This is a genomic window from Desemzia sp. AGC72, from assembly GCF_057334175.1.
This window is the reverse complement of sequence record NZ_JBHFIG010000002.1, coordinates 86,464-108,407: the sequence shown is the minus strand read 5'-3', so window position 1 is coordinate 108,407 and position 21,944 is coordinate 86,464. Positions and strand designations below refer to the sequence as shown.

The window sequence follows — 21,944 nt, the reverse complement described above, 5'->3', positions numbered from 1 at the left end:
ACTATGATTTTAATTTCCATAAAGCACCCCACTGAATTGTTTTTCTAACTCTTTTCTTTGAGCTCTAATTTCTGCAATATGCTCTTTGATTGATTGCTCATCATGGATGCAATAGTCACATCTTTTCATCACTATTACTCCATGAAACAGTTCTTCATGCATGACTCCATTCACACAATTCGGATGGTTGCATTTTTCCATTTCAATTCCTCCTAGAAGACTAGACCTGACCGCTTGTCTTCAGTATTTTTAAATGTAATCACGCTATCTGCTGCTTTAGCTCCTCGATACATTCGACTCAATAACTTTTGATCATACATACGGTTTAATTCCGAACTAGTTAAGTTTGTGGTAATGATTGTTGGTTTGTTCATTCGAGCATTGATCACTGCGTAAAGGGTTCGAGTAGTAAAGTCGGTAGCCGTCTTTTCGCTACTGATAGCCCCTGTTTCCGCTCCTAAGTCGTCTAGTACCAATAAATCCGCTTTACCTAAACGTTCTACTAAATTCTGTTCAGTATAACCAGCACTCCGATTGCTGAAGCTGTCTTTGATTCTTCGCATCAACTCATCTACTGAAACGAAGAGGCATCTTCGATAAGGATCGCTGTTATCATTTACTGCTTGAAGGATAGACATGGATAGATGACTCTTTCCAGTTCCTGGTGATCCGCTCATGATGGTATTGAACACTTGTCCATCGAGATAAGCTTTGGCAATCAATCGGGCTCTTTTTTTATTTACAGCTGTTTCTGGTTCATCTTCTTGGTAAGTTGCAAAAGTAGCGCCTCTGATTGTTTCATCAGCAAGCAAAGACAAATCACTTAACCATCCATACGTAGAATTTTTTATATGAGAATCAGTTTTTTTCTCGATGATGTTCTTGTTTTTCTCGTTTAATCTTTCCTGAGCACAATTAATACAAAAAGGAGTGCTGTTCTCACTAATTTGAATCATTGGTTTATGATGCAGCTCACATACAAGATCGGTTTCTCTCAGCTGTTGCAGTAAATCAAAATTCAGGCCACCCATTTTTATTCCCCTCTCTTGGTTGGTATTTAGGTTTCTGATTCAAATACCCTTCGAATTTAGTTCCGAATAAAGTTTGTGGTCGAAGATATTTCGCATCAAACAAATCTTTAGGGTTATTCGCATCTGTCACTTTGTTATCAATGACCTTTTTAAAATCATCAACAGAAAACTCTTCATTCAATCTGGCATCTATCAAACGTTGAGTTGCTTTGCTGGATGCTTTAAAACTTGTTCCTGCTTTCTGATTCAAATATTGAATGATTGAACTATATATATTTATATTCTTATCATTCTTTACATTCTTACCCTTCTTAACATTCTTGTTTGTGTCGGTTTGTTGTTGGTTTGTTGTTGGTTTGTTGTCGGTTTGTTGTTGGTCTTGTTGTTGGACTTCAGGTTCTTTATCTTGATATTTCGCCCAGTTAACAACGTTTACGACACTAAATTTGTTGTTACTCTTGATGTCAATATTTCCAAGCTTTTCCAACAGCTTCATGCGGTCCCACACAGTGGACTCTTTCATGTTTAACTCAGCTGCTGCCTTCTTTCTACCGAAGACAAATTCCCCTGGTTTAACTGTTACCGGCTGCATTCCGACTAATGACTCGTGTTCTTTGTGAGAAGCTTTAAGGAGGCAGTAAAGCCAAACCTTGAGCAACTTCTCATTTTGGAAAACTGGATCATCAATAATTTTTCTATGGAGTTTTATCCAACCTCCGCTCAAGATGCCACCTCCTACTAAGCTATATACACTGGAACACCAGTTAATTCTTGAACCTCACGTTTAAACATTTCTTCATCACTATTTGAATCCGATAAGTGGAGCAACCAGATTTCTTTCAATTGATCACTCATATTTACTTTGATAAACTCTTTGCTGTTTTCTAACTCGAAATGACTCTTTAAAATACGGTTCTTCAAAAATGGTTCTATTTCATGAGCTGCTGCCTTTTGACGTATCACTTCTAGGGAGTAATTGGCTTCAATCATCATGTGAGTGATACCTTTGAATTTGTATTTGACGTAGTAGGTATCTGTCACAAAAAGCAATCTTTCACCTAATTGATTTTCAAAGAGAAATCCAGTTGGTTCTGCAGCATCATGTTGAACATCAAATGCTGCGACCTTCCATGTTCCAATTTGTACGCTTTTACCTATTTCAAGTACGTTTGCTCGATATTTTGGAACGTTTAAAGCATTTAGCGTACCGTTTGACCCAAATATTTCGATTGAAGTAGTGTCTAATACTTTCTTCAGTTCTCTTGAGTGGTCCAGATGTTCATGACTAATGCACATACCTGCTACTCTTGATAGATTGAACTTCATTTTGCGCTTGACCAGTTCAAATTTAATGCCGCATTCTATCAAGATTTGAGAATGGCCATCATCGATTAGATAGCCATTTCCCAAACTCCCAGAACCGAAGCTTTTTATTTCAATCAAAACGGATCAGATGAAGAAGATTCTTTTTGTTCTTGAACTGGTTCTTTTTTCTTGAATTCGCCACTTGCAACACGTTCATCAAACGTTCGGGCATCACCATCAAACGTTTGGCCAGCTCCTTCATCAACTTCTGCATACTCAGCATCGAAGTATTCTGTGTTCGCTTTCTCTTCAATTTCTTCAGCTACTTCTGCTTCTTTGATGTCGCCGCTTTGTCGATTGAAAAACTCAGATACTACGCTGCTGTCATCTGAACTGTTGATGAAGTTTTTACATGCACGATTGATCACTGTTTTCTTAGCCATTTCTTGAGCGAACTTGTCATGAGTGCTGCCTGCTTTAGGTGCTTTTTGATCTTTGCCCCACATTTTAGATTGAGACCATGCAGCAAGAATTTCTTCAAAAGTCATCAACTCGATATAGTTGTCTTCTGGATTCGGCATCACAATAGTTGCATAGGCACCAATGATTTTATCTTTGTTGATATTTCCGAATTTTTGTTTGTGGACCAAGTCTTTAATTTTTCCGTTGACCATGTCGTAAGTCACGTCATCACCTTCATAGATAACTTGTCCGACAATATCTTTTGCTCCTGTCACTCGTTTAGTAACGGCCATTGTTCCGAAGTAAGAACGTTGGAATGTTAATTTGCTACCGTACATGATGAAGTAGCCTTGGTTCTTTTCTGGATTCAATCCTTGCACTACCATCGATAGCAATGCATTTGCCACACTATCTTTTGTTGCTACTTCAAGTGCTGGCTTGTAGTCTTTTGTTTGGACCTCCTGTAATTTCAACCAAGCTGATCGCATTGCATTACCTGGAGAGTAATCAGCTGGTAAATCAAGTTGGCCACCTTTCACAAATTCCGCCACCTTGTGTTCTACGCTGTCCGCGATTTGTTTCTGTTGTGCTACTAATTGATTGTTTGCCATTTTAAATTCCTTCTTTCTTTTCTTTATTAAATTTGAGATAATCTTTTATTGATGGAGGTGTATTTTTTGAATAGAAAAAGTAGTATTAAAAATAAAATATTGAATTTTTTCAGTATCTTAATAGGGAGTGTTGTGGGGTATGGTTTATATATATATTTCATTTGTATCTCTGGTTACGCTATCCTATTAATCAGTAAATCAATACTAAATGTGATGATAAAAAGTATATCTTCTGAATCAGTTTTATTTGAATTAGCAAAAATCGAATTAATTCATGTTGTAAATTCTTTGATGATTTGGACAGCAATTTTTTTGTTTTTGTATATGCTATTTGGTTTGAGCTTTGTTTTTCTTATAAAGGATAGAAAAAAGGTAATAATTTATAGCAAAAAGACATTCATTTTTCTTTTAACATCATGTTTAACCCTTTCTTTGCTGACCACCTTAAACGAAGCTCAATTCGGTTTATTTGTCACAGTAATATCCTTAATTGCATTACTTTATCCTTGGTTTAATAAGATTGAAATGTCTTAACTAAAAGTTTTGGAGCTAATGAAACTACTAAGCTAACCACCTGTGCTTGTGTCTCAATCAATTCATTTACTGACTCCGCATTGTCTACAAAAATCGGAGCTGATACCTGGTAGTGATTCGAAAGAGTGTTGATGATGTCTAATCCAACATTGATCCGTGCAGCGTTGTTCAAGTTATTTGTATAAGCTATTCCGTTAAAAGTAGCCTCGCATACTTCATCGATGCCGCCATTTTTCTGCAGCTGGAACAACTTGAATTTGGCATACTTGAACTGTTGATTGATTTGTTCCTCCAGGAGTTGGACACGACTTCTAGTAAATTCATCCAACATGAATTCTTGACCTTGAAGAGAATTGTAATTATCTACCATTTTCTTATGCAGACTTTTCAACTCTGTTAAACGATCATTTTGTCTCTTGGCCAAATCGATGAGAGAAAGAGATTGCTTGATTTCGTCGATTGCTTTAGTTAATTCGATTTGGTTTTCTGCAATGTCTTCCAGGAGAGTTCTCTTGCTTTCTTGCTCCGTAGTGATCTTTTCCTGAAGGTCCAAACCTTGTTGAACGTATTCTTGATACTCATCTGAATCTTCATATTTTTGGTTTCCTGCTCTAACCTTCTCAATCTCAGCTTCCAAATTATTGGCCAGACCTTGATACTTTTCTTTTTCTTTTTCAATGCAAACCAATTCTTCTTTCATATCGCTTAATTGTTTTTCAGCAATTTGAATTTCTGTCGCCTTGGTTTTTCCGTCTTCTAAAATCTTCGCCACTTTTTCAGATTTATCTTTATTGAAAGTATTCTTCATAGAGCTGATTTGATCTTCTGGTAAATCTTGGCCACACATAGCGCAAGTAGTTCTGTGTTCGTCAAACGTCACAGCATTTTCTCTGTGATACTGATCGAGTAAATTCGCTTTTTCGTTTTTAATATTTGAGATATGTTTTTCTAAGCGTTGGATATTGTATTTGTAATCTTCGGCGTTGTCGTTCGCTGCTCTCAATTTAGACTTGGTCCATTCCAAATCATCTACAAAGCTAGAGACAGCTAATTGATTACTTTGAGAAAACTGGAGCTTACCTTCATTGATTTTGTGTTTGATCCCATCAATCTGTTGTTGAAACTTAGCAATTGCTCCACCATTTTTGATTTCAGCTGCTTCAGTCTGCAGTTTGTCATACTCAGCAGTCTTACTTTTTAATTGAGCATTTAAAGCTGATTCATCTAAGCCTGCAGTATCTGGAATAGCTCTTTCAGCTTCATCAAAACGAACAGTTAGACCATCAATGTCTTTTTTGATATCTTTCATTTTGCTTTTGACGATAGCTTTTTGATCTTCTGGAGAACGTCCCTCCAAAATTTCTTTCAACCCTTCTAGCTCATCGTTTGCTTCAATGACATCATCAATAGACACATCCTCAACTAAGCTCATTAAGATGTCACGTCTGTCTGACCAATGTAGTCCGTTAAAAGCAAAAGGGTTGGTCAACAGTTTGAAAATATTCTCATCAACAATCGAAGCGATAAATTCTTGATACTCTTTTTGAGTCTTGACTGGCACACCGTCGATGTAGTATTTCGTTTTATCCGACTTACGTTCTTTCTCGAGTCGACCTTTGATAGTGGACCAAACTTCTTTTAGTTCGCGTCTCAAAGTGACTGTCTTATGATCAATGGCTAATTCTGCTTCAACGATTGGTTCTTTACCTAAAATCTCATTACCGTTTTCGTCAAAGGGCTTTACATCGAACTTACTGTTCTCAGCTGAGTCTTTTCCGAATAGCAGCCAATAGAAGCCGTCAAACAAAGTAGTTTTTCCAATAGCGTTTCTAGCTGAAACATTTGCATCCTTACCGTTTAGATCTAACACGAAACTTTTGATACCTTTGAAATTTTCGTAAGTGATACGATTAATTCTGATGTTCTTCATGTTTTATCCTTTCTGTGATTGTGTTATAATCACGTTGAATTTAATATTTGGTTTTGGCTGATGTTGGCGCATCAGTCATTTTTTTGGTTTAAATACAGTCCAGCAATCAAAGCAGCTTTGAGCGGATTCTTTTCGGCGATTTCTTTCAAAGCATTTTCGAATACAGCGCTCGTAGCGTTCTCATAAGCAAGTAAATGGTCAGAGTTGATATTGCTGGCTACAGCTGTTTCTGATTTTTCTAAAGGACCAGAGATTTTGATAACTACTAAACTATCTACCTCTGGATCGTAGCTCTTGATAATTTCGTGAAAGTGCTCCAACGCTTCTTCTTTGGTCGATTCAATTTCTATTCGTGTTTGTCTCATTTTTTTCTCTCCTTTTCTTTTTCTAAACAATTGATAACCAACTCTAAATCTTTTCTTGAAACTGTGATCATGATCATTTCTGGATAGTTGTATAAATCGGATTTTAATTCCTTAAATGCTTTTTCTTCTTTCGCGTTCATTTCCATTGTCAAAACCTCCTTTCATCATATAAACAGTGGTAAAAAAATAAATACCATTGCTAGAAGTAAGCTACCTCCTGCAACTACAAAATCTTTTGGCTCAATCTCTCCTTCCTCTAAATCAAAAAGGTTCATAAAATAGATTTTCATTTCTTCCACCCTTTCCTATAAGTTGTGATCGCATTACTGACTGACAAGAGGAGTTCTTTTGTTGGTTCGCTCATGATTGATACACCTCTTTCAATCGAGGTAACTCATTTTTGAAAGAGACGCTTCTTGTTTCTGATTCAAGCAAATCTCTGTTTTCGAAATAATATGCAAAACATATGATGTCGTATAATGTGTCCATACCTCTATTTTTTATATAGGGCTTATACGGTCTAAAGACATTAGGATGTCCATCTGCATAATCTCTAAAACTCTTAAGCAATTTAACAGGGTCCTTATAACCAAATATTCTCCCTACATCTTTTGTGAATGCGTATTGTTGAGTTTTGGTTTTAGCTTGCAAGACCTCCATATCTACACCTCCAGTTCCACTTGGCTATTCAATCGTTTAATTTCGTAAGCTAATTCGATTGAAGGATTCCACATTCCAGCTACATCCATCGCATCATCAAATCTTAGTTTAGGAATCTCTTCATAGCTGGCAACATCAAAGTAGTTTTTTATTTCTCTCCAATGTTCTGAAATAGCGACTCTATAGAGTTTCTTGTAGGCGTTTGACTTATTACCGCCAACCGCTGCCATAGCGTTCGCTCTTACTAATTTAGAAAGATGAGACTTTTGGAGACGACTTAAGTTGATTTCTTGTTTCAAATCAGCGACGTCATCTTGAACTAGTCTAAGGTTAGCTTTGAATTCTTTTTGTGCTTCTAACGTTGCGATCATGATATCTTCAGGACTCATTAACCGAGCATCTTTAATGTGGTTTTCCATTTGGTTGAACGCTTGAATGTATTTCAATTTGAATTCATCTGCTTTTCTACCCGTGAATCCCATTGCGATAAAAGCGAAACCATCTCGATTCATATAGTATATTTTTTGATCTCTATTACGTGAATCTTGATAAACGTCTTCTACAAACATTGTTTTGTAATGAGCTGAATTTTCAGCCGATTGAATTTTTTCCTCGATGGCTTGAATTACATTTTTGTGTTGTTTATCGAAACCTTCGGCTACTTGCAAGCTTGTCGTTACTGCTTGGCTGTCTTTCATGATTACTAAATTTGTCATTTTTTATCCTCCTAAATATTTAGTATTTTTTTGATTCTTTTGATATGTTCTTGCGCTTTAGGCCCATCTTTTTTCCCGTTGATAATATCTGACAGATAAGCTGCTGACATTCCCAGTTCCTTTGCTAACTTAGCCATGGTCAAGTCTTTCTCTACCAATTTGACTTTCACTTTTAAAGCTAAATCTTTACTCATTTCGTCACTCCTTAAAAATTATTAGAGAAAATAAGCTAATTTCATCAGCTAATTGTTTACACGTTTATACATATATGCTACAATCAAGGCATAGTTAAATAAGCCTTTGATGACGCTGTTATTACGTTGGGGAACGTAGTTTGGTAGCTCGTTTCATGTTGCTTATTAGCTGAATTAATTAGCTTATGGACATAGTATATATGCAAATAATCTACACGTCAACCACTTTGTAGCATATTTGTATAAATTCTTTTTCTTTGAGCTGTTGAAAGGTTGATATAAGTGGGATTATACGAAAAAATAAAATTATTAGCTAAAGAGAAAAACATCTCTATACGGAAGTTAGAGGAAGATTTAGGTTACGGAAACGGGACTATAAGAAGATGGGAAACAACTTCTCCAGGGTTTGATAAAGTAGAAAAAGTCGCTGATTACTTTGGTGTCACTGTAGAATACTTACGTGGGAAAGAAGTTGAACAAACGTTGCCTAAGAATTTGGATTTAGATGAAATCTTAGACAATACGATGAGTTTTGATGGCCAGCCTATGACTGATAGCGACAGAGAAGCTATTCGTGCTTATCTCATTGGAAGATTCAGCAACAAGTAAGGAGGTACCTATGTATATATGGACAATTTCTATGGTTTGCTTATAGAGAATGGAATCGAACTCGTATTGTTGAGTTTGAAAAAGAATGGATATTACAATCATTATTTAAAGACAATGTTTGTTAACGAAAGTTTAGACGAGGAAAAACAAAAAGAAGTTATTCTTCATGAGTTAGGCCATGCTTTAAATCATGAAGATTTTTCTGCTCTATATGATAAGCCTGTATTTAGATCTAAAATGGAAAATGAAGCCAATTACTTTATGATGAATTACTTGATTGATGAGTCGGATGGTCACTTTGATTATTCCAGCGTGCTAGAAAATTTCAAACTGGGTATTGGATGGGAATGCAAGTTAAAATAAAAAGCCCTAATCACTGCGGCGAACAGTAATTAGAGCATAATTCTTCTGTGCTTATATTCATAATATCACTTTGTGAGGAGGATTACATTGAAAGAATATCGTTTTAAAGAAAATAAGTTAAAAGTCATTTTAGATGACGAATCAATTGTTTTTGTAAGGGGAAAGAATGATTTAAAGATACATAAATCCATGCGTGGTGAAAATAAAGTTTTTTTTAACCAGATCCTAGGTATTAAGTATCAAGAACCTGCTCTGTTGAAAAAAGGATTTATTCAATTCAGCATTCCTAGGACTAACATAGTTGGCGTCGTTCGTTCTATGGATCAAGGTGCTAATGCGATTGTTTTTAATAAAAATGAGCAAGATATGATAAATGAAATAAGAAATTATGTTGAAACTAAGCTAAGAGAAAGCAAAGTTACGGACTCCGAATCATCTTCAATAAAAATGCTCAAAGAATATAAAGAGCTTCTAGACATGGATATCATTACTCAAGATGAATTCGAATTAAAGAAAAAAGAACTTTTGAAGTAAAAAAAGAACACTCCCCTCACCGACCAAAGCGAAGGAGTGTTCAAATGAAATAACCTACAATAGGTCCCTTTTCTATGTCCTATTGTAGCATAAATTAGGAGGTTTTGTTCATGTGGATTGAGGAATTAAATAACGGAAAATTCAAATATGTTGAACGCTATACGGATCCGTTGACAGGCAAACAAAAAAAAGTTTCTATCACTCATACAAAGAAAAATAATCGCGTAGAAAAAGAAATGTTTCTTATGCTGCAAAATAAAATCGATACAAAATTAAAAAAATCTAGCAAAGATATAAATTTCAGAACACTCACAGAAAAATGGTTAACTGTATATGAAAAACAAGTTAGATCTTCTACTTTCAACAGTCGTGTTTCATATATGTTAGTGATTAATAGAGATATTGGCGACATCCTACTAGATAAGCTAAAGGTGGCCCATATAAACACGGCAATTTTAAACTTGTTGAATGCAGGCTATAGTTACGATACTGTTAGAGGAATGGTTGGATCTATACGTAATATAATCAGATTCGGGCTTAAGTACGGACAATTGTCCGATAGAGAGCTTTTAAACGGAATCGAAATACCTAAAATTAACGTAACCGAGAAAGATGAGTTTAAGTATCTGGAAAGAAATGAATTAAAGAAAGTAGTCGACCAATTAGAAGAAAAAGGATACGGAGAATTAGCTAGAATGTGCTTAATCCAGACCTATACAGGTATGCGTTATGGGGAAATGATTGGACTTGACTACACGAAACACATTAACTTCAAAGAAAAGTCGATTCTTATAGAGCGTACCTGGTATCACCGGAAAAAAATATTTCAACCTACAAAAGATGGGAAACCTCGGACTATTTATTTTAATGATGAGACAGCTATTTTGTTGAAAGAACAAATACAATACACTAAATTAAAAGTTATGCAGCATAGCCTGAACAAAACTCAACGTCATTTATTTGTCAATTATCACAGTGAACCTTTTACAAATAGTTATACAAATGAGCTCCTTGGAAAATATGTTGATATTCCAAACAAACATGTAACCACTCATATATTCAGACACACGTTCATTACATTAATGATTGAACAAGGTACAGAATTGGCTTTAATTGCAAAACATGTGGGCCATGCAGACACCAACATGATTCAAAAAGTTTATGCTCACTTTACTGAGAAAATGGACACAGATTTACAGAATGCGATTAACGATTTTTCTATATCTTTATAACCACTTTGCCCCTTTTCTGCCCCTTAGCAAAATTGTAATCCCATAAACAGTTGATACACCAAGTATTTGTGCTATATACAAATTCTTCGACGGTAATGACTTGTTGTTTCTGCATTCGGGAACTTTCTCTTATCAGTTGATACATTGTAGTAGTCTTCCCTGAACCAACGGGACCAGAAAATAACAATAAGCCGCTTTTGTATTTGGCTAGTCGTTCAATGTCCTGTACCTCTTTTTGAAAAAATGTGGTCGTACGAAGGGGTTGGATCTTCGCTTGACTCAATAGCCTGATGACCATTGTTTCTTGAGCTCGAAAATTTGTGATGATCGAGAAACGTAAGGCACATACCCCATAGTCATTTTCCAGATTTGCAGAACCGCTTTGCGGCTTTCTCCTCTCTCCTACATCCATATTTGAAATGTATTTAAAGTAAGATATCAGCCTTTCTCCTTCCTCTTTTTCAATTGATTTATGGAGCACCATATTGCCTCCGATCCTGAAGTAAATCAAAAATATTTTGTCTCCTTCTGGCAAGATATGTATATCACTGACTCCTGTAAAATGGGCTTTTCCTACCATACGAGAAGCAAATTCTTCTACTTCCACTGTTCTTCCACCCCTATCCGGTTTTAGTTGTTGTTCTGTTAATATTTGATACTGTAATATATGCTCTTTTTAACTGCTCTCGTTTAAAAAAACAAAAAAGCTTTATCACTCTTAAATCGAATGATAAAGCTTTTAAAAAGATTACATATCAGCATTGTGGTAGACTTCTGACACATCGTCATCGTCTTCTAATTTAGAGACTAATTGCTCAAAAATCTCTTTTTTGTCTTCAGGTAATTCAATCAATGTTTGAGGAACCATCGTTACTTCAGCTTGTGCTATCGTGTAACCTTCAGCTTCTAGAGCATCACGTACATCTGCCATATCTGAAGGATCAGTATAAATTTCAAAAACTGGTTCTGAGGTTTCCAGCTCTTCTCCGCCAGCTTCCAATACACTCATCATCATGGTATCTTCGTCTATATCCAGACCTTCACGTTCAATAGCAATGTACCCTTTGCGGTCAAACATATAGCTTACTGAACCTTTTTCTCCTAATGAACCGCCATTTTTATTGAAAATGGTACGCACATGAGTAGCAGTCCGGTTTAAATTATCGGTCAATGAATGAACCAATACAGCAATTCCATTTGGTCCGTATCCTTCGTAAGATACTTCATCATAGTTTTCGCCTTCGCCTGAAGAAGAAGCCTTTTTGATTGCTCGTTCAACGTTGTCGCTTGGCATGTTATTTGATTTAGCTTTATCTAATACCAAACGTAATTGAGGGTTATCGTTGGGGTCAGGACCACCACTCTTTGCAGCCATATAGATCTCTCTAGACAACTTTTGAAAAACTTTCGCACGTTTAGAATCTTGTGCATTTTTACGTCCTTGGATATTGTTCCATTTTGAATGTCCTGCCATCCACAATTCCTCTTTTCGGTTTAATAGTATTTGCTTCAATCAAGCCTTTCTATTCTACCAAAAAAACACTATCACCGCAACATTCTCAAGCAGAAGCAAGACTTCTAGCATTATTTATAAGTCCTTTTTGAGGAATGCTTCTTCTTCCAAACCAATACATATATTAACACCAGTACAACTGCTGTTAACGCTCCGACACTATCCAATACAATATCTTCTAACAAAGGCGTTCTATCTGGAGTCAAACCTTGATGAAATTCATCGAATGAAGCATACCCAGCAGCCAAAAGCCATGACACCAAAGCTGATAAATAAATTCCGTTTATCCGATCTTTTAACCCTAAAAACCAAAATAAAGCCAGTAAAAAATAAGATCCAAAATGAGCTGCCTTACGGATAAAGAACTCAATAAATTCGTTGTATCCGCTAGCTCCTATACTGACTTCGCTTCCTGCATATGTAAATCGGATACGACTCAACAGCCCTTTTAAAGGTTCGTTCTTAAGTAAGGTATCGAGAAATCCGGTCACAGACTGGTCCCCGTATGGTTGAGAGGAACTGTAAAACAATATTCCCATCATGACAAAAGCCAACACAATGAATAACGTACTTTTTATCGATTTGTTCATAATTATCTCCTCTAGTATGTCATTAATTATTTTATTTTGTATTCAATTCATTATTTTACATGAAATACATAGATTTTTATAGAGATTAAATCTACAATAAGAGAGTAAGATTAAAATTCAGAAAGGAAGTAATGAATGAAATATAATATAAATTGGGATATGGATTCCGTTTTTCCTGGTGGAAGCACCTCTCCTCAGTTGCAAAAAAAATTGGATACTATGGAAAAACAACTAATAAATTTTTCCGATAACGTTTCCCATTGGAATTGGCAACAAGATTCTCCAACCTATACAGAGTTCGCCGCTATTTTAGAATTACAGGAAATCCTTTCTTTCGGTTTAAGCGAAGCAGCAACTTTCATTCGTGGATTGATTTCAGCGGATGTAACGGACAAAAAAGCTGGAGCAGTCTACGGGAAAATTATGGAAATCAGAAGTTCGTTTTCAACTATTCTAACGATTTTAACTAAAAAAACCGTTGCTGTTCCGGATAAAGAATGGAAAAACTTATTGTCTCAATCTCCTTTTTCAGAAGTTCGTTTTGTATTAGATGAAGACCGTACTGCCGGAAAAGATTTACTTAGCGAGGAAGAAGAAGCACTGATCAACAGCTTATCCTTGGACGGATTTAATGGATGGGGAGATCATTACAATACGATCGTTTCTTCCATTGAGATTCCTTTTACAGAAAAAGACGGTAAGACAACTCTTCTTTCAGCGGGACAAGCACAAAATAAAATGGGATCTGATCCTGATGATGCTGTTCGCCAGCACATTTTTGCTGAATGGGAAAAAGCATGGAGTGAAAAATCTCCTCTGCTTTCGGATACGTTGAATCATTTAGCTGGATTCCGTCTGACGAATTACAAATTACATGGCGTCACTGATTTTATGAAGCGCCCTCTAGAATACAATCGAATGACCAAAGCTACTTTAGACACTATGTGGCAGACCATCAATAATAATAAGCAACCTATTGTAGATTACTTAAATCGTAAAGCAGCCTTAATAGGTAAAGAAATGCTCTCCTGGGTCGATGTTGAAGCGCCCATTCTTTTAGGCGATTACCAACCTCAACGTTACCCCTTCGATGAAGGTGCAGACTTTATCGTTGCTAATTTCCGCAAATTCAGTACAAAAATGGCTGATTTTGCACAATATGCATTTGACAATAGTTGGATCGAAGCAGAAAATCGCGGAGGCAAGCGGCCAGGCGGATATTGTGCCAACTTGCCAGAATCAGGTGAATCCCGCATTTTTATGACTTATGCAGAATCACCAAATGAAGTCTCTACTTTAGCTCACGAACTTGGCCATGCTTTCCATAGTCATGTCATGAGAGATTTGCCGGCTTTAAATAGAGGATATGCGATGAACGTGGCAGAAACGGCATCGACATTTGCTGAACTGGTTATTTCAGACGCTACTGTGCAAGAAGCTCAATCCGAAGAAGAAAGAATCAATCTTTTAGACAATAAAATTCAACGTTCAGCTACTATGTTCATGAATATTCAAGCTCGTTTCTTATTTGAGTCCCACTTTTATGAAGAACGCAAAAAAGGGATTGTAACGGAAAACCGCTTAAATGAATTAATGGAAGATGCTCAAAAAGAAGCCTTTGAAAATAGCTTAAGCAGTTACCACCCTACTTTCTGGGCCAGCAAATTGCACTTTTTCAATACAGGCGTCCCTTTTTATAACTTTCCTTATACATTCGGCTACTTGTTCAGTATGGGAATTTACGCAAAATCCATCGAACAAGGAAGCGACTTTGAAGAACAATATATCGCTCTATTGAAAGATACCGGTTCGATGACTTCTGAAGATCTTGCTCTAAAACATTTAATGGCAGATTTGACTCAACCAGATTTCTGGCAAAATGGCATCAACTTGATTCATCAAGATATTCAAGATTTTATGGATTTGACACAAAAATACATCGATTAATTAAACCCAACAAGGAGTGTTCAATGATGAAATACAGTTTAACATGGGACTTAGAATCTATTTTTCCTAATGGAAGTGATTCCGCTGAGTTACAAGAAAAATTAACTTTATTAGACAAACAAGCTGATGAATTTACTCAAAAAGCCAGAGAATGGGATTATGAGACAGATAAACCCCGCTATACTGTCTTAGCAGACTTGATGGTTCTTCATGACGCATTAATGGACGGCATTTCCCAGACTTATACTTTTGTAGAAGCTCTTCAATCTGAAAATGTACATGATAAAAAAACAGGCGCCTTGTTTGGCAAAGTGTCTGCTTTATCCAGCCGTTACAAAACTGCTCAAACTATTTTAACCAAGAAATTCGTGGCTATCCCTGATGAAGAGTGGTCTCAACTAACTCAGCTGCCTGAATTTTCTCCTATTGCTTTTGTTTTGACTGAGACACGCGCTGAAGGAAAAGAACTGCTCAGCGAACAAGAAGAAAAATTGATCAATGATTTGTCAGTAGATGGCTTTGAAGGTTGGAGCAGCCACTATGACTCGCTAGTAGCTAAAATCAGTATCCCATTTGAAGAAGAAGACGGTACAATTACCCATTTATCTGCTGGACAAGCTCAAAACAAAATGTATGGAGATCCTGACCCTGCGATTAGAGAAAAATTGTTTAACGAATGGGAAAAAGCTTGGCAGGAAAATGCTTCTTTATTTGCTGACACACTGAATCACTTGTCAGGTTTTCGTTTGGCAAATTATAAAGCGCATGGTATCTCAGATTACTTGAAGAAACCACTAGCATACAATCGAATGAAAAAAGAAACGTTGGATGCTATGTGGAAAGCTATTAGCGACAACAAGCAGCCGTTTGTAGATTACCTGAATCGCAAGGCTCAGTTATTCGGCAAAGAAAAATTAGCATGGCAAGATATTGAGGCACCTGTAATCGTTGGTAATGCTCGTCCCAAAAAATACCCCTACGATGAAGGAGCAGAATTTGTGTTAGGAAACTTCCGTAAATTCAGCAACAAGATGGCCGATTTTGCTCAATACGCTTTTGATAACAAATGGATCGAAGTAGAAGACCGTCCTGGAAAAGCACCGGGTGGATATTGTGCGGGGCTTCCTGAAACAAAAGAATCGCGTATTTTTATGACCTATTCCCAAAGTGCAAACGAAGTTGCTACTCTAGCACATGAGTTAGGACATGCCTTTCATAGCGATGTGATGAAAGACTTGCCTGCTATGAACCAGCAATACGCGATGAATGTGGCAGAAACGGCTTCTACCTTTGCAGAAATGATCGTATCTGATGCAACCGTAAAAGAAGCTGTCACTAAAGAAGAAAAAATCACTTTATTAGACAGCAAAATGCAAAATGCTTTAGCTATGTTCATGAACATTCATGCTCGTTTCTTATTTGAAACTCGTTTTTACGCTGAACGTCAAGCCGGTATCGTAACTGAAGAACGCATTTCTGAATTGATGACTGAATCACAAAACGAAGCATTCAAAGGGGCTTTAAGTAACGATCATCCTACTTTCTGGGCCAGCAAATTGCATTTTTATATTTCAGATGTCTCTTTCTACAACTTCCCATATACTTTTGGCTACTTGTTTAGTTTAGGTATTTACAACCGCTCTCTAGAAGAAGGTGCAGGATTTGAAGACAAATACATCGAGTTGCTTCAAGATACAGGTCGTATGACTACAGAAGAATTAGCTCAAAAACATTTAAACGTAGATTTAACACAACCAGACTTCTGGGAAGCAGGAATTTCATTAGTGAAACAAGATATTGCAACCTTCCTTGAATTAACAGAAGAATACATCTAACAAAAAATAAAAACAGCTTTGTCCAGGTATCAAAAGATATCTCGGCAAAGCTGTTTTAACATTTTTTATTTGTTACCAGTATTTTTAGGAACCAATACGGTCAAATGTTGCGGCAGTACTCTCAACGTTAATGGTAATGTATCTCCTTCATCTCCATCAACATTAGCTTTCAACTCTTTAGAATCTTGCACTTCAATAGAACCCATTTTAAATTTTCGATAAAGAATTTTTTCGTCATCTACTGCTTTTCCCGTAAATATTTTAGGAATAATATTCAATTTATCCATGATCGCTGAACCTTTTAACGCGATCAAATGTAGATAGCCATCATCTATTTCAGCTTTTGGCAGTAATTTTTCAAATCCGCCCACTGAGCTGGTTAAAGCAATCAGCATCAACATTGAATCTTGAGTGATTTCTTCATCATCTACTACGATATTGAAAGTATGCGCCTCATTGTTAGTCAAAGCTTTCGTTCCTTCCAGAAAGTATGCCAACGGACCTAATTTCGTTTTTTGCTCTACATCGACTTCTTGGACAGCTGTTGGTATTGTACCAAGAGCTACGACGTTAGCAAAATAATGATTATTTACTTTTCCAATATCCAATTTCTTTTCTTCTAAAAAGTTTAATTGAGCTATCGCCTCTTTAGGATCCATTGGAATGCCTAAAGATCTTGCTAAGTCGTTCACTGTTCCTAATGGAATAAAACTAAAATCCGGACGGTTCTCTTGTTCAGCTAAACCACTGATAGCTTCGTTTACTGTTCCATCTCCTCCCATAGCAAATACAGCAGAAGTTCCTTGTTCAGCAGCAGATTTAGCAAACGCGGTAGCGTCTCCGCCTTTTTCAGTATATTTTATAGTAACCTTGTCATACATTTCAGCTAATTTTTCTTCTGCGACACTGGATAAAGCTCCTGCCTGTTCAGTGCCGGAAGAAGGATTAACAATCAATAGTGCTTCTCTCATTCTCTTCACCTCATCGGTATGTATTATGCATTTCTTCTTCTCTAGTTTACTGAATTTTACCCGTTATTCCTACTGAAACACCTTTATATACAAAAGACCCTAAAGCAGATTTAGAAACTGCTTTAGGGTCTTTACATTGATTATCTAATCTAAATTAATATCTACCGTAGTATACTGAGAAGTTGCCCCAATATGGGTTAGATTTAAAGTTGCTTACATGTCCTGGACCAGTACTTGATTGGGATCCAACCATACCGCCATTACCTGTGTAGATAGCTACGTGGAAGATGCCACTTGGGCTTCCGCTTTTACTAAAGAACACTAGGTCACCCGGTTGAGGGCTAGTTACTTTAGTTGAACCAGCGTATTGAGCATATGAATTACGAGCAAGTGTTTTTCCTGCTTTTGCAAAGACATATTTTGTAAAACCTGAACAGTCAAATCCGCTAGTTGTATTTCCGCCAAATTTGTATGGAATACCTTTTCCAGTCAAACTATTAGCTACTTGTAAAACACTTCCGCTAGAAACGACTGGTTTTGATTCGTCTTTCTTAGCTGCTTCTGCTGCTTTTTTAGCTGCAGCTTTTTCTGCCGCTGCTTTTTCTGCCGCTGCTTTTGCTTCTTTAGCTTTTTGTTCTTTAGCTTTTTGTTCTTTGGCTGCTTTTTCTTTAGCAGCGTTCGAATTGTTATTAGAACCAGAGTTGTTATTAGTTGGTGCAGGCGCCTCAGTCGGAGCTGAAGGTGCTGTTGTCTGTACCGGTTCAGAAGATTCAGGTGTTGGTGTTGCAGCAACTTCTTCGGATTCTTCTTGAACTGAAGCAACTTCAATACTTTCTTCACTGTTTTCTTCAGAACTCTCTGTTGCAGTGAAATCTTGAGTTTCTTCTTCAGTTTCTGCAGCAAGTTGAGCTTGCTCTAATAATTCTGCTTCTGCGTCTGCTTCTGCTTGAACACTTGTGTATTCAGCAACTTGTTGTTCAGCTTCTGCTTTTTGTGCTAAGAAAGTTGAGATATCTTCTTCTGTGGTTGCTTTTTCAATTGCCAACTGGGCTACAATAACTTCTTTTTCCAGCAATTGTTTGTCCATTTCAGTACGAGTTTGTTCTAATTCCATAGCAATAGCATTTTGTTGATTGATTTTTTGTTCTGTTTGTTCTGATTTTTCAACGACAGCATTTTGATCTGCCACTTGTTCTTGAACTAACGTTTTATTTGCTTTTACTAAGTCTGTTACAACATCAATTCTACCAATTACATCAGCTACTGATTCTGATTCTAAGATAAAATCTATGTAATTTTGACTAAAACCGCTTGTCTGAACTGTACGTGCTTGCTCTTTTAGTTGCTCATTTCGTTCAGCTATTTTTTCTTCTAATACTTTGATTTCATCTTGCAATTGTTTCATGTCTGCTTGAGCTTTTTCAATTTCTTGAGCTAAAGCTGTTGTTTTTTCTTCATTATTTTTGATTTCATTTGAAATAGCTTTTAATTCAGTTTCAGTTGTAGATACTTGAGATTCGATTTGATTTAATTGAGTACTTTTTTCATCAATCAATGTTTGAGTGCTTTCAGCTTGTTGTTGAGCTTCTTCAATTTTCGTAGTGTATTCTTCTGCAGATACTTGAGTAGGTAATATAAGGGAACTGAATGTCATGGTTCCTAATAAGGCGATAGCTACAAATTTCTTTTTCACGGAATCTTTCCCTCCAACAATAGTTTACTTTTTTAAAAGTTAGTTTTTCTCTTAACGACAAATGAAGTATAGCATACGGAATATATCAAAAAGGTATCGGCAATATTACAGAATGATTAACAGAGCACTTGTTGATTTTCGTTCACAAATGCAGTTTGAATTAATAACTTCTTCAACTTTTTAGTTGCTTTTTCTTCGAGTTACTTGAACGAACAATCATTATAGTGATCATTAATTAAACCTGCTGCTTGCATGTAAGCATAGCAAATCGTTGGTCCTACAAAGGAAAAACCTCTTTTCTTCAATTCTTTAGATAATTTTTGGGATAATTCACTTTGTGAAGGAACGTCTTTTTCGTTTATTATATTATGAACAATTGATGTCTTTTTAGTAAAAGACCACAAATAATCTGCGAAAGAACCAAATTCTTTTTGTATTTCAACAAAGGCTGACGCATTTGTAACAATTGACTTAATCTTTAATCGATTCCTGATTATGCTTGGATTTTCCATTAGTTCTTCTTGTTTCTCAAGAGTGTAATGTTTGATTTTTTCTGCATCAAATCCATCTAACGCTTCGCGATAGTTTTCTCTTTTTTTCAAAACCGTCTCCCAATTCAATCCTGCTTGCATGGTTTCAAGTATGAGCAATTCGAATAGCCTCTTATCATCGCGCAATGGTTTTCCCCATTCATTGTCATGATAGTCTTTTAACAAATCTGTTTTAGCCCACGAACATCGCTTCATTTTGTTCTCTCCTTTTAGTTTGTCTATTATAGGTCAATTTTTTAAGAATCTTGATTTTGTTTTGCTGCTTGGTGTATAATACATTGTTAGTATAGCAATCTTAAGTAGGCACAAACGTATTTGCCTGCTGTTTAGTGAACATTTTGGAGGTTATAAAAAGATGACTATGGATTATCGAGTATTATTGTACTACAAATATACTACTATAGAAGAACCAGAAGAATTTAGACGTCAACACTTAGGTTTATGTAAAGATCTTGGTTTAAAAGGCAGAATCTTGGTTTCTGAAGAAGGTATGAATGGAACGGTATCAGGAACGATTGAGGCTACGCAGAAGTATATGGATACAATGCATGCAGATGAACGTTTCTCAGATATGATTTTTAAAATGGATCCGGCAGAAGGGCATGCGTTCAAAAAAATGTTCGTTCGTTACCGTCCAGAAATCGTTTCGTTGAACCTTGAAGATGATGTTGATCCGAATGAAACTACTGGTAAGTATCTAGACCCTAAAGAATTCCGTAAAGCATTATTAGATGAAAATACAATTGTCATTGATGCGCGTAACGACTACGAATACGATTTAGGACATTTCAGAGGTGCTGTTCGTCCGGAAATCAAAAACTTCCGTGAGTTGCCTGAATGGATCCGCGAAAATAAAGAAAAATTCATGGACAAAAAAGTCGTGACATATTGTACCGGCGGAATCCGTTGCGAGAAATTTTCTGGATGGTTATTAAAAGAAGGATTCGAAGACGTTGCTCAACTTCACGGCGGTATCCACACTTATGGTACTGATCCAGAAGTACAAGGTGAATTGTGGGACGGAAAAATGTATGTTTTTGATGAACGTATCAGTGTTCCAATCAATCGTAAAGAACATGTTATCATTGGAAAAGACTGGTTCGACGGTACTCCTTGCGAACGTTATGTGAACTGTGGAGACCCTAAATGCAACCGTCAAATCTTGACATCCCAAGAAAATGAACACAAATATTTACGCGGCTGTTCTCATGAATGTCGTATCTCACCAGAAAACCGTTATGTGAAACAACATCACCTAAGCCGTGAAGAAGTAGCAGAACGCTTAGCAGTGATTGGCGAAAAATTGCCTGAAACAGTTTAATTTTTATAAAATAAAAAAAGGAAAGGAGCGCTGAAAATCAGCGCTCCTTTTTTATTCATTATTATATGCCCTCTCTAATTCCGCAATGTCCATTTTTTTCATTTGTAAAAACGACTGAACGACACGTTCTTTTTGTTTTTCATCTTTTGTCGCCAACATTTCACCCAAAATTCTTGGTGAAATTTGCCAAGATACGCCAAAACGATCTTTAAGCCATCCACATTGTTCTGCTTCTGGGACCATAGACAGTTTATCCCATAAGAAATCTATCTCTTCTTGACTTTCACAATTTACGAGAATAGAAAATGCTTCATTAAAAGTAAACTCATGATTCATCACGCTGTCCATAGCTGAAAATAAAAGTCCTTCTATTGTGAATGCAGCATAATGAACTCTATTTGGCATGTCAGAATTTTCTTTATCATACATAATAGCTTCCACTGTACTATTTTTGAATAGTGTCGTATAAAATTCAACGGCTTCTTTTGCTTTACCTGCTTGCTTTCCTGAATACATGATATGAGGAACGATTTTTTGTGTGATTGGCTTATCTGTCAACTCAATTTGCCATGATACCCCGTAGCAATCATTCACCCACCCATACCATTCACTATTGGAATGTTTTCCAATCTCCATTAGAACAGTTCCCTTGATAGACAATACTTCCCATAACCGATTCACTTCTTCTTTTGATGAACAATAGACCATTAATGAAATGGCTGGAGAATGTTGAAAAGTTGGTCCAGCAGAGATAAAAATAAACTCTTGTCCAGATAGTTTCAGCTCTACATTATCAGATGTGCCTGAAGGTGTATCATGAATTTGGATGATGGATTCTATATTTGAGTCTTCAAATATAGAAGTATACAGTTCAGCTGCTTCTACAGCTTCTTTGTCGAACCAAAGATGGGGAATGATTTTTTGCATATAAACTCCTCCATTAGTATTTTTCAACACTATCAACGATTGATATTATA

The 21,944-nt window shown here is 36.4% G+C and carries 26 protein-coding genes; 8 read left to right on the top strand and 18 right to left on the bottom strand.

Annotated features, from left to right (window positions below; all coding sequences use genetic code 11):
• Window positions 1-9: 9 nt before the first annotated feature.
• The 5 genes from ACE025_RS02045 to ACE025_RS02025 are packed head-to-tail and all read right to left on the bottom strand — an operon-like array spanning window position 10 to window position 3,409.
• On the bottom strand, window positions 10-201 hold the full coding sequence (locus ACE025_RS02045) for a hypothetical protein (RefSeq protein ID WP_485936965.1): 192 nt from the start codon (window positions 199-201) through the stop codon (window positions 10-12).
• An 11-nt stretch (window positions 202-212) separates the two neighbouring features.
• Window positions 213-1,031 carry an ATP-binding protein gene (locus ACE025_RS02040; protein ID WP_485936963.1) on the bottom strand — a complete coding sequence of 273 codons (819 nt, stop codon included), beginning with the start codon at window positions 1,029-1,031 and terminating at the stop codon, window positions 213-215.
• Entirely contained in the window at window positions 1,012-1,755 is a 744-nt protein-coding gene (locus ACE025_RS02035) for a conserved phage C-terminal domain-containing protein (RefSeq protein WP_485936961.1), read from the bottom strand. The genes ACE025_RS02040 and ACE025_RS02035 overlap by 20 nt, the downstream gene beginning before the upstream one ends.
• Window positions 1,756-1,769: 14 nt before the next feature.
• Window positions 1,770-2,441: an MBL fold metallo-hydrolase gene (locus ACE025_RS02030; protein WP_485936959.1), complete on the bottom strand. Its 672-nt coding sequence runs from the start codon at window positions 2,439-2,441 to the stop codon at window positions 1,770-1,772.
• Window positions 2,442-2,470: 29 nt separating this feature from the next.
• Window positions 2,471-3,409 carry a recombinase RecT gene (locus ACE025_RS02025; RefSeq protein WP_485936957.1) on the bottom strand — a complete coding sequence of 313 codons (939 nt, stop codon included), beginning with the start codon at window positions 3,407-3,409 and terminating at the stop codon, window positions 2,471-2,473.
• Between the two features lie 66 nt (window positions 3,410-3,475).
• On the opposite strand from ACE025_RS02025, the gene ACE025_RS02020 reads away from it, so the two are divergent.
• Window positions 3,476-3,943, top strand: coding sequence for a hypothetical protein (locus ACE025_RS02020; protein ID WP_485936955.1), 468 nt, complete (start codon window positions 3,476-3,478; stop codon window positions 3,941-3,943).
• On the opposite strand, the gene ACE025_RS02015 is transcribed toward ACE025_RS02020, so the two are convergent.
• From ACE025_RS02015 to ACE025_RS01990, 6 genes are all read right to left on the bottom strand, one after another.
• Complete coding sequence (locus ACE025_RS02015; RefSeq protein ID WP_485936953.1) at window positions 3,921-5,873, bottom strand: AAA family ATPase; 1,953 nt, start codon at window positions 5,871-5,873, stop codon at window positions 3,921-3,923. The two genes, ACE025_RS02020 and ACE025_RS02015, sit on opposite strands and share 23 nt — an antisense overlap.
• Before the next feature lie 71 nt (window positions 5,874-5,944).
• A complete protein-coding gene (locus tag ACE025_RS02010; RefSeq protein ID WP_485936951.1) occupies window positions 5,945-6,238 on the bottom strand; it encodes a hypothetical protein in 294 nt (97 codons plus the stop codon).
• Entirely contained in the window at window positions 6,235-6,384 is a 150-nt protein-coding gene (locus ACE025_RS02005; RefSeq protein WP_485936949.1) for a hypothetical protein, read from the bottom strand. Before ACE025_RS02005 ends, ACE025_RS02010 begins: the two co-directional genes overlap by 4 nt.
• Before the next feature lie 214 nt (window positions 6,385-6,598).
• Window positions 6,599-6,898 (bottom strand): hypothetical protein, encoded by a 300-nt coding sequence (locus ACE025_RS02000; RefSeq protein ID WP_485936947.1) that lies wholly within the window; start codon window positions 6,896-6,898, stop codon window positions 6,599-6,601.
• A gap of 2 nt (window positions 6,899-6,900) precedes the next feature.
• Window positions 6,901-7,614 (bottom strand): Rha family transcriptional regulator, encoded by a 714-nt coding sequence (locus ACE025_RS01995; RefSeq protein ID WP_485936945.1) that lies wholly within the window; start codon window positions 7,612-7,614, stop codon window positions 6,901-6,903.
• An 11-nt stretch (window positions 7,615-7,625) separates the two neighbouring features.
• Complete coding sequence (locus ACE025_RS01990; protein WP_485936943.1) at window positions 7,626-7,808, bottom strand: helix-turn-helix domain-containing protein; 183 nt, start codon at window positions 7,806-7,808, stop codon at window positions 7,626-7,628.
• 282 nt (window positions 7,809-8,090) lie between these two features.
• Between ACE025_RS01990 and ACE025_RS01985 the strand changes: the two genes are divergently transcribed.
• The 4 genes from ACE025_RS01985 (at window position 8,091) to ACE025_RS01970 (ending at window position 10,546) form a co-directional block, all read left to right on the top strand.
• Window positions 8,091-8,417: a helix-turn-helix domain-containing protein gene (locus ACE025_RS01985; RefSeq protein WP_485936941.1), complete on the top strand. Its 327-nt coding sequence runs from the start codon at window positions 8,091-8,093 to the stop codon at window positions 8,415-8,417.
• Between the two features lie 18 nt (window positions 8,418-8,435).
• The gene (locus ACE025_RS01980; protein ID WP_485936939.1) at window positions 8,436-8,780 is read left to right on the top strand and encodes an ImmA/IrrE family metallo-endopeptidase; all 345 of its coding nucleotides are present in this window, start codon (window positions 8,436-8,438) and stop codon (window positions 8,778-8,780) included.
• Window positions 8,781-8,867: 87 nt separating this feature from the next.
• Window positions 8,868-9,314 (top strand): SHOCT domain-containing protein, encoded by a 447-nt coding sequence (locus ACE025_RS01975; protein WP_485936937.1) that lies wholly within the window; start codon window positions 8,868-8,870, stop codon window positions 9,312-9,314.
• A 110-nt stretch (window positions 9,315-9,424) separates the two neighbouring features.
• Complete coding sequence (locus tag ACE025_RS01970; protein WP_485936935.1) at window positions 9,425-10,546, top strand: tyrosine-type recombinase/integrase; 1,122 nt, start codon at window positions 9,425-9,427, stop codon at window positions 10,544-10,546.
• Here the strand turns inward: ACE025_RS01970 and ACE025_RS01965 are convergent.
• From ACE025_RS01965 to ACE025_RS01955, 3 genes are all read right to left on the bottom strand, one after another.
• The gene (locus ACE025_RS01965) at window positions 10,533-11,153 is read right to left on the bottom strand and encodes an ATPase, T2SS/T4P/T4SS family (protein WP_485936933.1); all 621 of its coding nucleotides are present in this window, start codon (window positions 11,151-11,153) and stop codon (window positions 10,533-10,535) included. The two genes, ACE025_RS01970 and ACE025_RS01965, sit on opposite strands and share 14 nt — an antisense overlap.
• A gap of 141 nt (window positions 11,154-11,294) precedes the next feature.
• Complete coding sequence (locus tag ACE025_RS01960; protein WP_485936931.1) at window positions 11,295-12,020, bottom strand: YebC/PmpR family DNA-binding transcriptional regulator; 726 nt, start codon at window positions 12,018-12,020, stop codon at window positions 11,295-11,297.
• A gap of 110 nt (window positions 12,021-12,130) precedes the next feature.
• Window positions 12,131-12,649: a VanZ family protein gene (locus tag ACE025_RS01955; protein ID WP_485936929.1), complete on the bottom strand. Its 519-nt coding sequence runs from the start codon at window positions 12,647-12,649 to the stop codon at window positions 12,131-12,133.
• Window positions 12,650-12,784: 135 nt separating this feature from the next.
• Between ACE025_RS01955 and ACE025_RS01950 the strand changes: the two genes are divergently transcribed.
• Both ACE025_RS01950 and ACE025_RS01945 read left to right on the top strand, forming a co-directional pair.
• Entirely contained in the window at window positions 12,785-14,596 is a 1,812-nt protein-coding gene (locus tag ACE025_RS01950) for a M3 family oligoendopeptidase (protein WP_485936927.1), read from the top strand.
• Between the two features lie 26 nt (window positions 14,597-14,622).
• Window positions 14,623-16,431 (top strand): M3 family oligoendopeptidase, encoded by a 1,809-nt coding sequence (locus tag ACE025_RS01945; RefSeq protein WP_485936925.1) that lies wholly within the window; start codon window positions 14,623-14,625, stop codon window positions 16,429-16,431.
• 65 nt (window positions 16,432-16,496) lie between these two features.
• Here the strand turns inward: ACE025_RS01945 and ACE025_RS01940 are convergent, their stop codons facing one another.
• From ACE025_RS01940 to ACE025_RS01930, 3 genes are all read right to left on the bottom strand, one after another.
• Entirely contained in the window at window positions 16,497-17,402 is a 906-nt protein-coding gene (locus ACE025_RS01940) for a diacylglycerol/lipid kinase family protein (protein ID WP_485936923.1), read from the bottom strand.
• 154 nt (window positions 17,403-17,556) lie between these two features.
• Window positions 17,557-19,095: a C40 family peptidase gene (locus ACE025_RS01935; protein WP_485936921.1), complete on the bottom strand. Its 1,539-nt coding sequence runs from the start codon at window positions 19,093-19,095 to the stop codon at window positions 17,557-17,559.
• A gap of 200 nt (window positions 19,096-19,295) precedes the next feature.
• A complete protein-coding gene (locus ACE025_RS01930; protein WP_485936919.1) occupies window positions 19,296-19,841 on the bottom strand; it encodes a DNA-3-methyladenine glycosylase I in 546 nt (181 codons plus the stop codon).
• Between the two features lie 166 nt (window positions 19,842-20,007).
• Between ACE025_RS01930 and trhO the strand changes: the two genes are divergently transcribed.
• On the top strand, window positions 20,008-20,967 hold the full coding sequence (gene trhO, locus ACE025_RS01925) for an oxygen-dependent tRNA uridine(34) hydroxylase TrhO (protein WP_485937191.1): 960 nt from the start codon (window positions 20,008-20,010) through the stop codon (window positions 20,965-20,967).
• Between the two features lie 51 nt (window positions 20,968-21,018).
• Here the strand turns inward: trhO and ACE025_RS01920 are convergent, their stop codons facing one another.
• A complete protein-coding gene (locus ACE025_RS01920) occupies window positions 21,019-21,894 on the bottom strand; it encodes a VOC family protein (protein WP_485936917.1) in 876 nt (291 codons plus the stop codon).
• Window positions 21,895-21,944: the final 50 nt, after the last annotated feature.

Excerpts from the sequence above, each read along its gene's own strand:
- ACE025_RS02045 (WP_485936965.1), bottom strand. The coding sequence starts at position 201 with ATGGAAAAATGCAACCATCCGAATTGTGTGAATGGAGTCATGCATGAA.
- ACE025_RS02040 (WP_485936963.1), bottom strand. The coding sequence starts at position 1,031 with ATGGGTGGCCTGAATTTTGATTTACTGCAACAGCTGAGAGAAACCGAT.
- ACE025_RS02025 (WP_485936957.1), bottom strand. The coding sequence starts at position 3,409 with ATGGCAAACAATCAATTAGTAGCACAACAGAAACAAATCGCGGACAGC.
- ACE025_RS02015 (WP_485936953.1), bottom strand. The coding sequence starts at position 5,873 with ATGAAGAACATCAGAATTAATCGTATCACTTACGAAAATTTCAAAGGT.
- ACE025_RS02010 (WP_485936951.1), bottom strand. The coding sequence starts at position 6,238 with ATGAGACAAACACGAATAGAAATTGAATCGACCAAAGAAGAAGCGTTG.
- ACE025_RS02005 (WP_485936949.1), bottom strand. The coding sequence starts at position 6,384 with ATGGAAATGAACGCGAAAGAAGAAAAAGCATTTAAGGAATTAAAATCC.
- ACE025_RS02000 (WP_485936947.1), bottom strand. The coding sequence starts at position 6,898 with ATGGAGGTCTTGCAAGCTAAAACCAAAACTCAACAATACGCATTCACA.
- ACE025_RS01995 (WP_485936945.1), bottom strand. The coding sequence starts at position 7,614 with ATGACAAATTTAGTAATCATGAAAGACAGCCAAGCAGTAACGACAAGC.
- ACE025_RS01990 (WP_485936943.1), bottom strand. The coding sequence starts at position 7,808 with ATGAGTAAAGATTTAGCTTTAAAAGTGAAAGTCAAATTGGTAGAGAAA.
- ACE025_RS01980 (WP_485936939.1), top strand. The coding sequence starts at position 8,436 with ATGGACAATTTCTATGGTTTGCTTATAGAGAATGGAATCGAACTCGTA.
- ACE025_RS01970 (WP_485936935.1), top strand. The coding sequence starts at position 9,425 with ATGTGGATTGAGGAATTAAATAACGGAAAATTCAAATATGTTGAACGC.
- ACE025_RS01960 (WP_485936931.1), bottom strand. The coding sequence starts at position 12,020 with ATGGCAGGACATTCAAAATGGAACAATATCCAAGGACGTAAAAATGCA.
- ACE025_RS01955 (WP_485936929.1), bottom strand. The coding sequence starts at position 12,649 with ATGAACAAATCGATAAAAAGTACGTTATTCATTGTGTTGGCTTTTGTC.
- ACE025_RS01950 (WP_485936927.1), top strand. The coding sequence starts at position 12,785 with ATGAAATATAATATAAATTGGGATATGGATTCCGTTTTTCCTGGTGGA.
- ACE025_RS01945 (WP_485936925.1), top strand. The coding sequence starts at position 14,623 with ATGAAATACAGTTTAACATGGGACTTAGAATCTATTTTTCCTAATGGA.
- ACE025_RS01940 (WP_485936923.1), bottom strand. The coding sequence starts at position 17,402 with ATGAGAGAAGCACTATTGATTGTTAATCCTTCTTCCGGCACTGAACAG.
- ACE025_RS01930 (WP_485936919.1), bottom strand. The coding sequence starts at position 19,841 with ATGAAGCGATGTTCGTGGGCTAAAACAGATTTGTTAAAAGACTATCAT.
- trhO (WP_485937191.1), top strand. The coding sequence starts at position 20,008 with ATGGATTATCGAGTATTATTGTACTACAAATATACTACTATAGAAGAA.
- ACE025_RS01920 (WP_485936917.1), bottom strand. The coding sequence starts at position 21,894 with ATGCAAAAAATCATTCCCCATCTTTGGTTCGACAAAGAAGCTGTAGAA.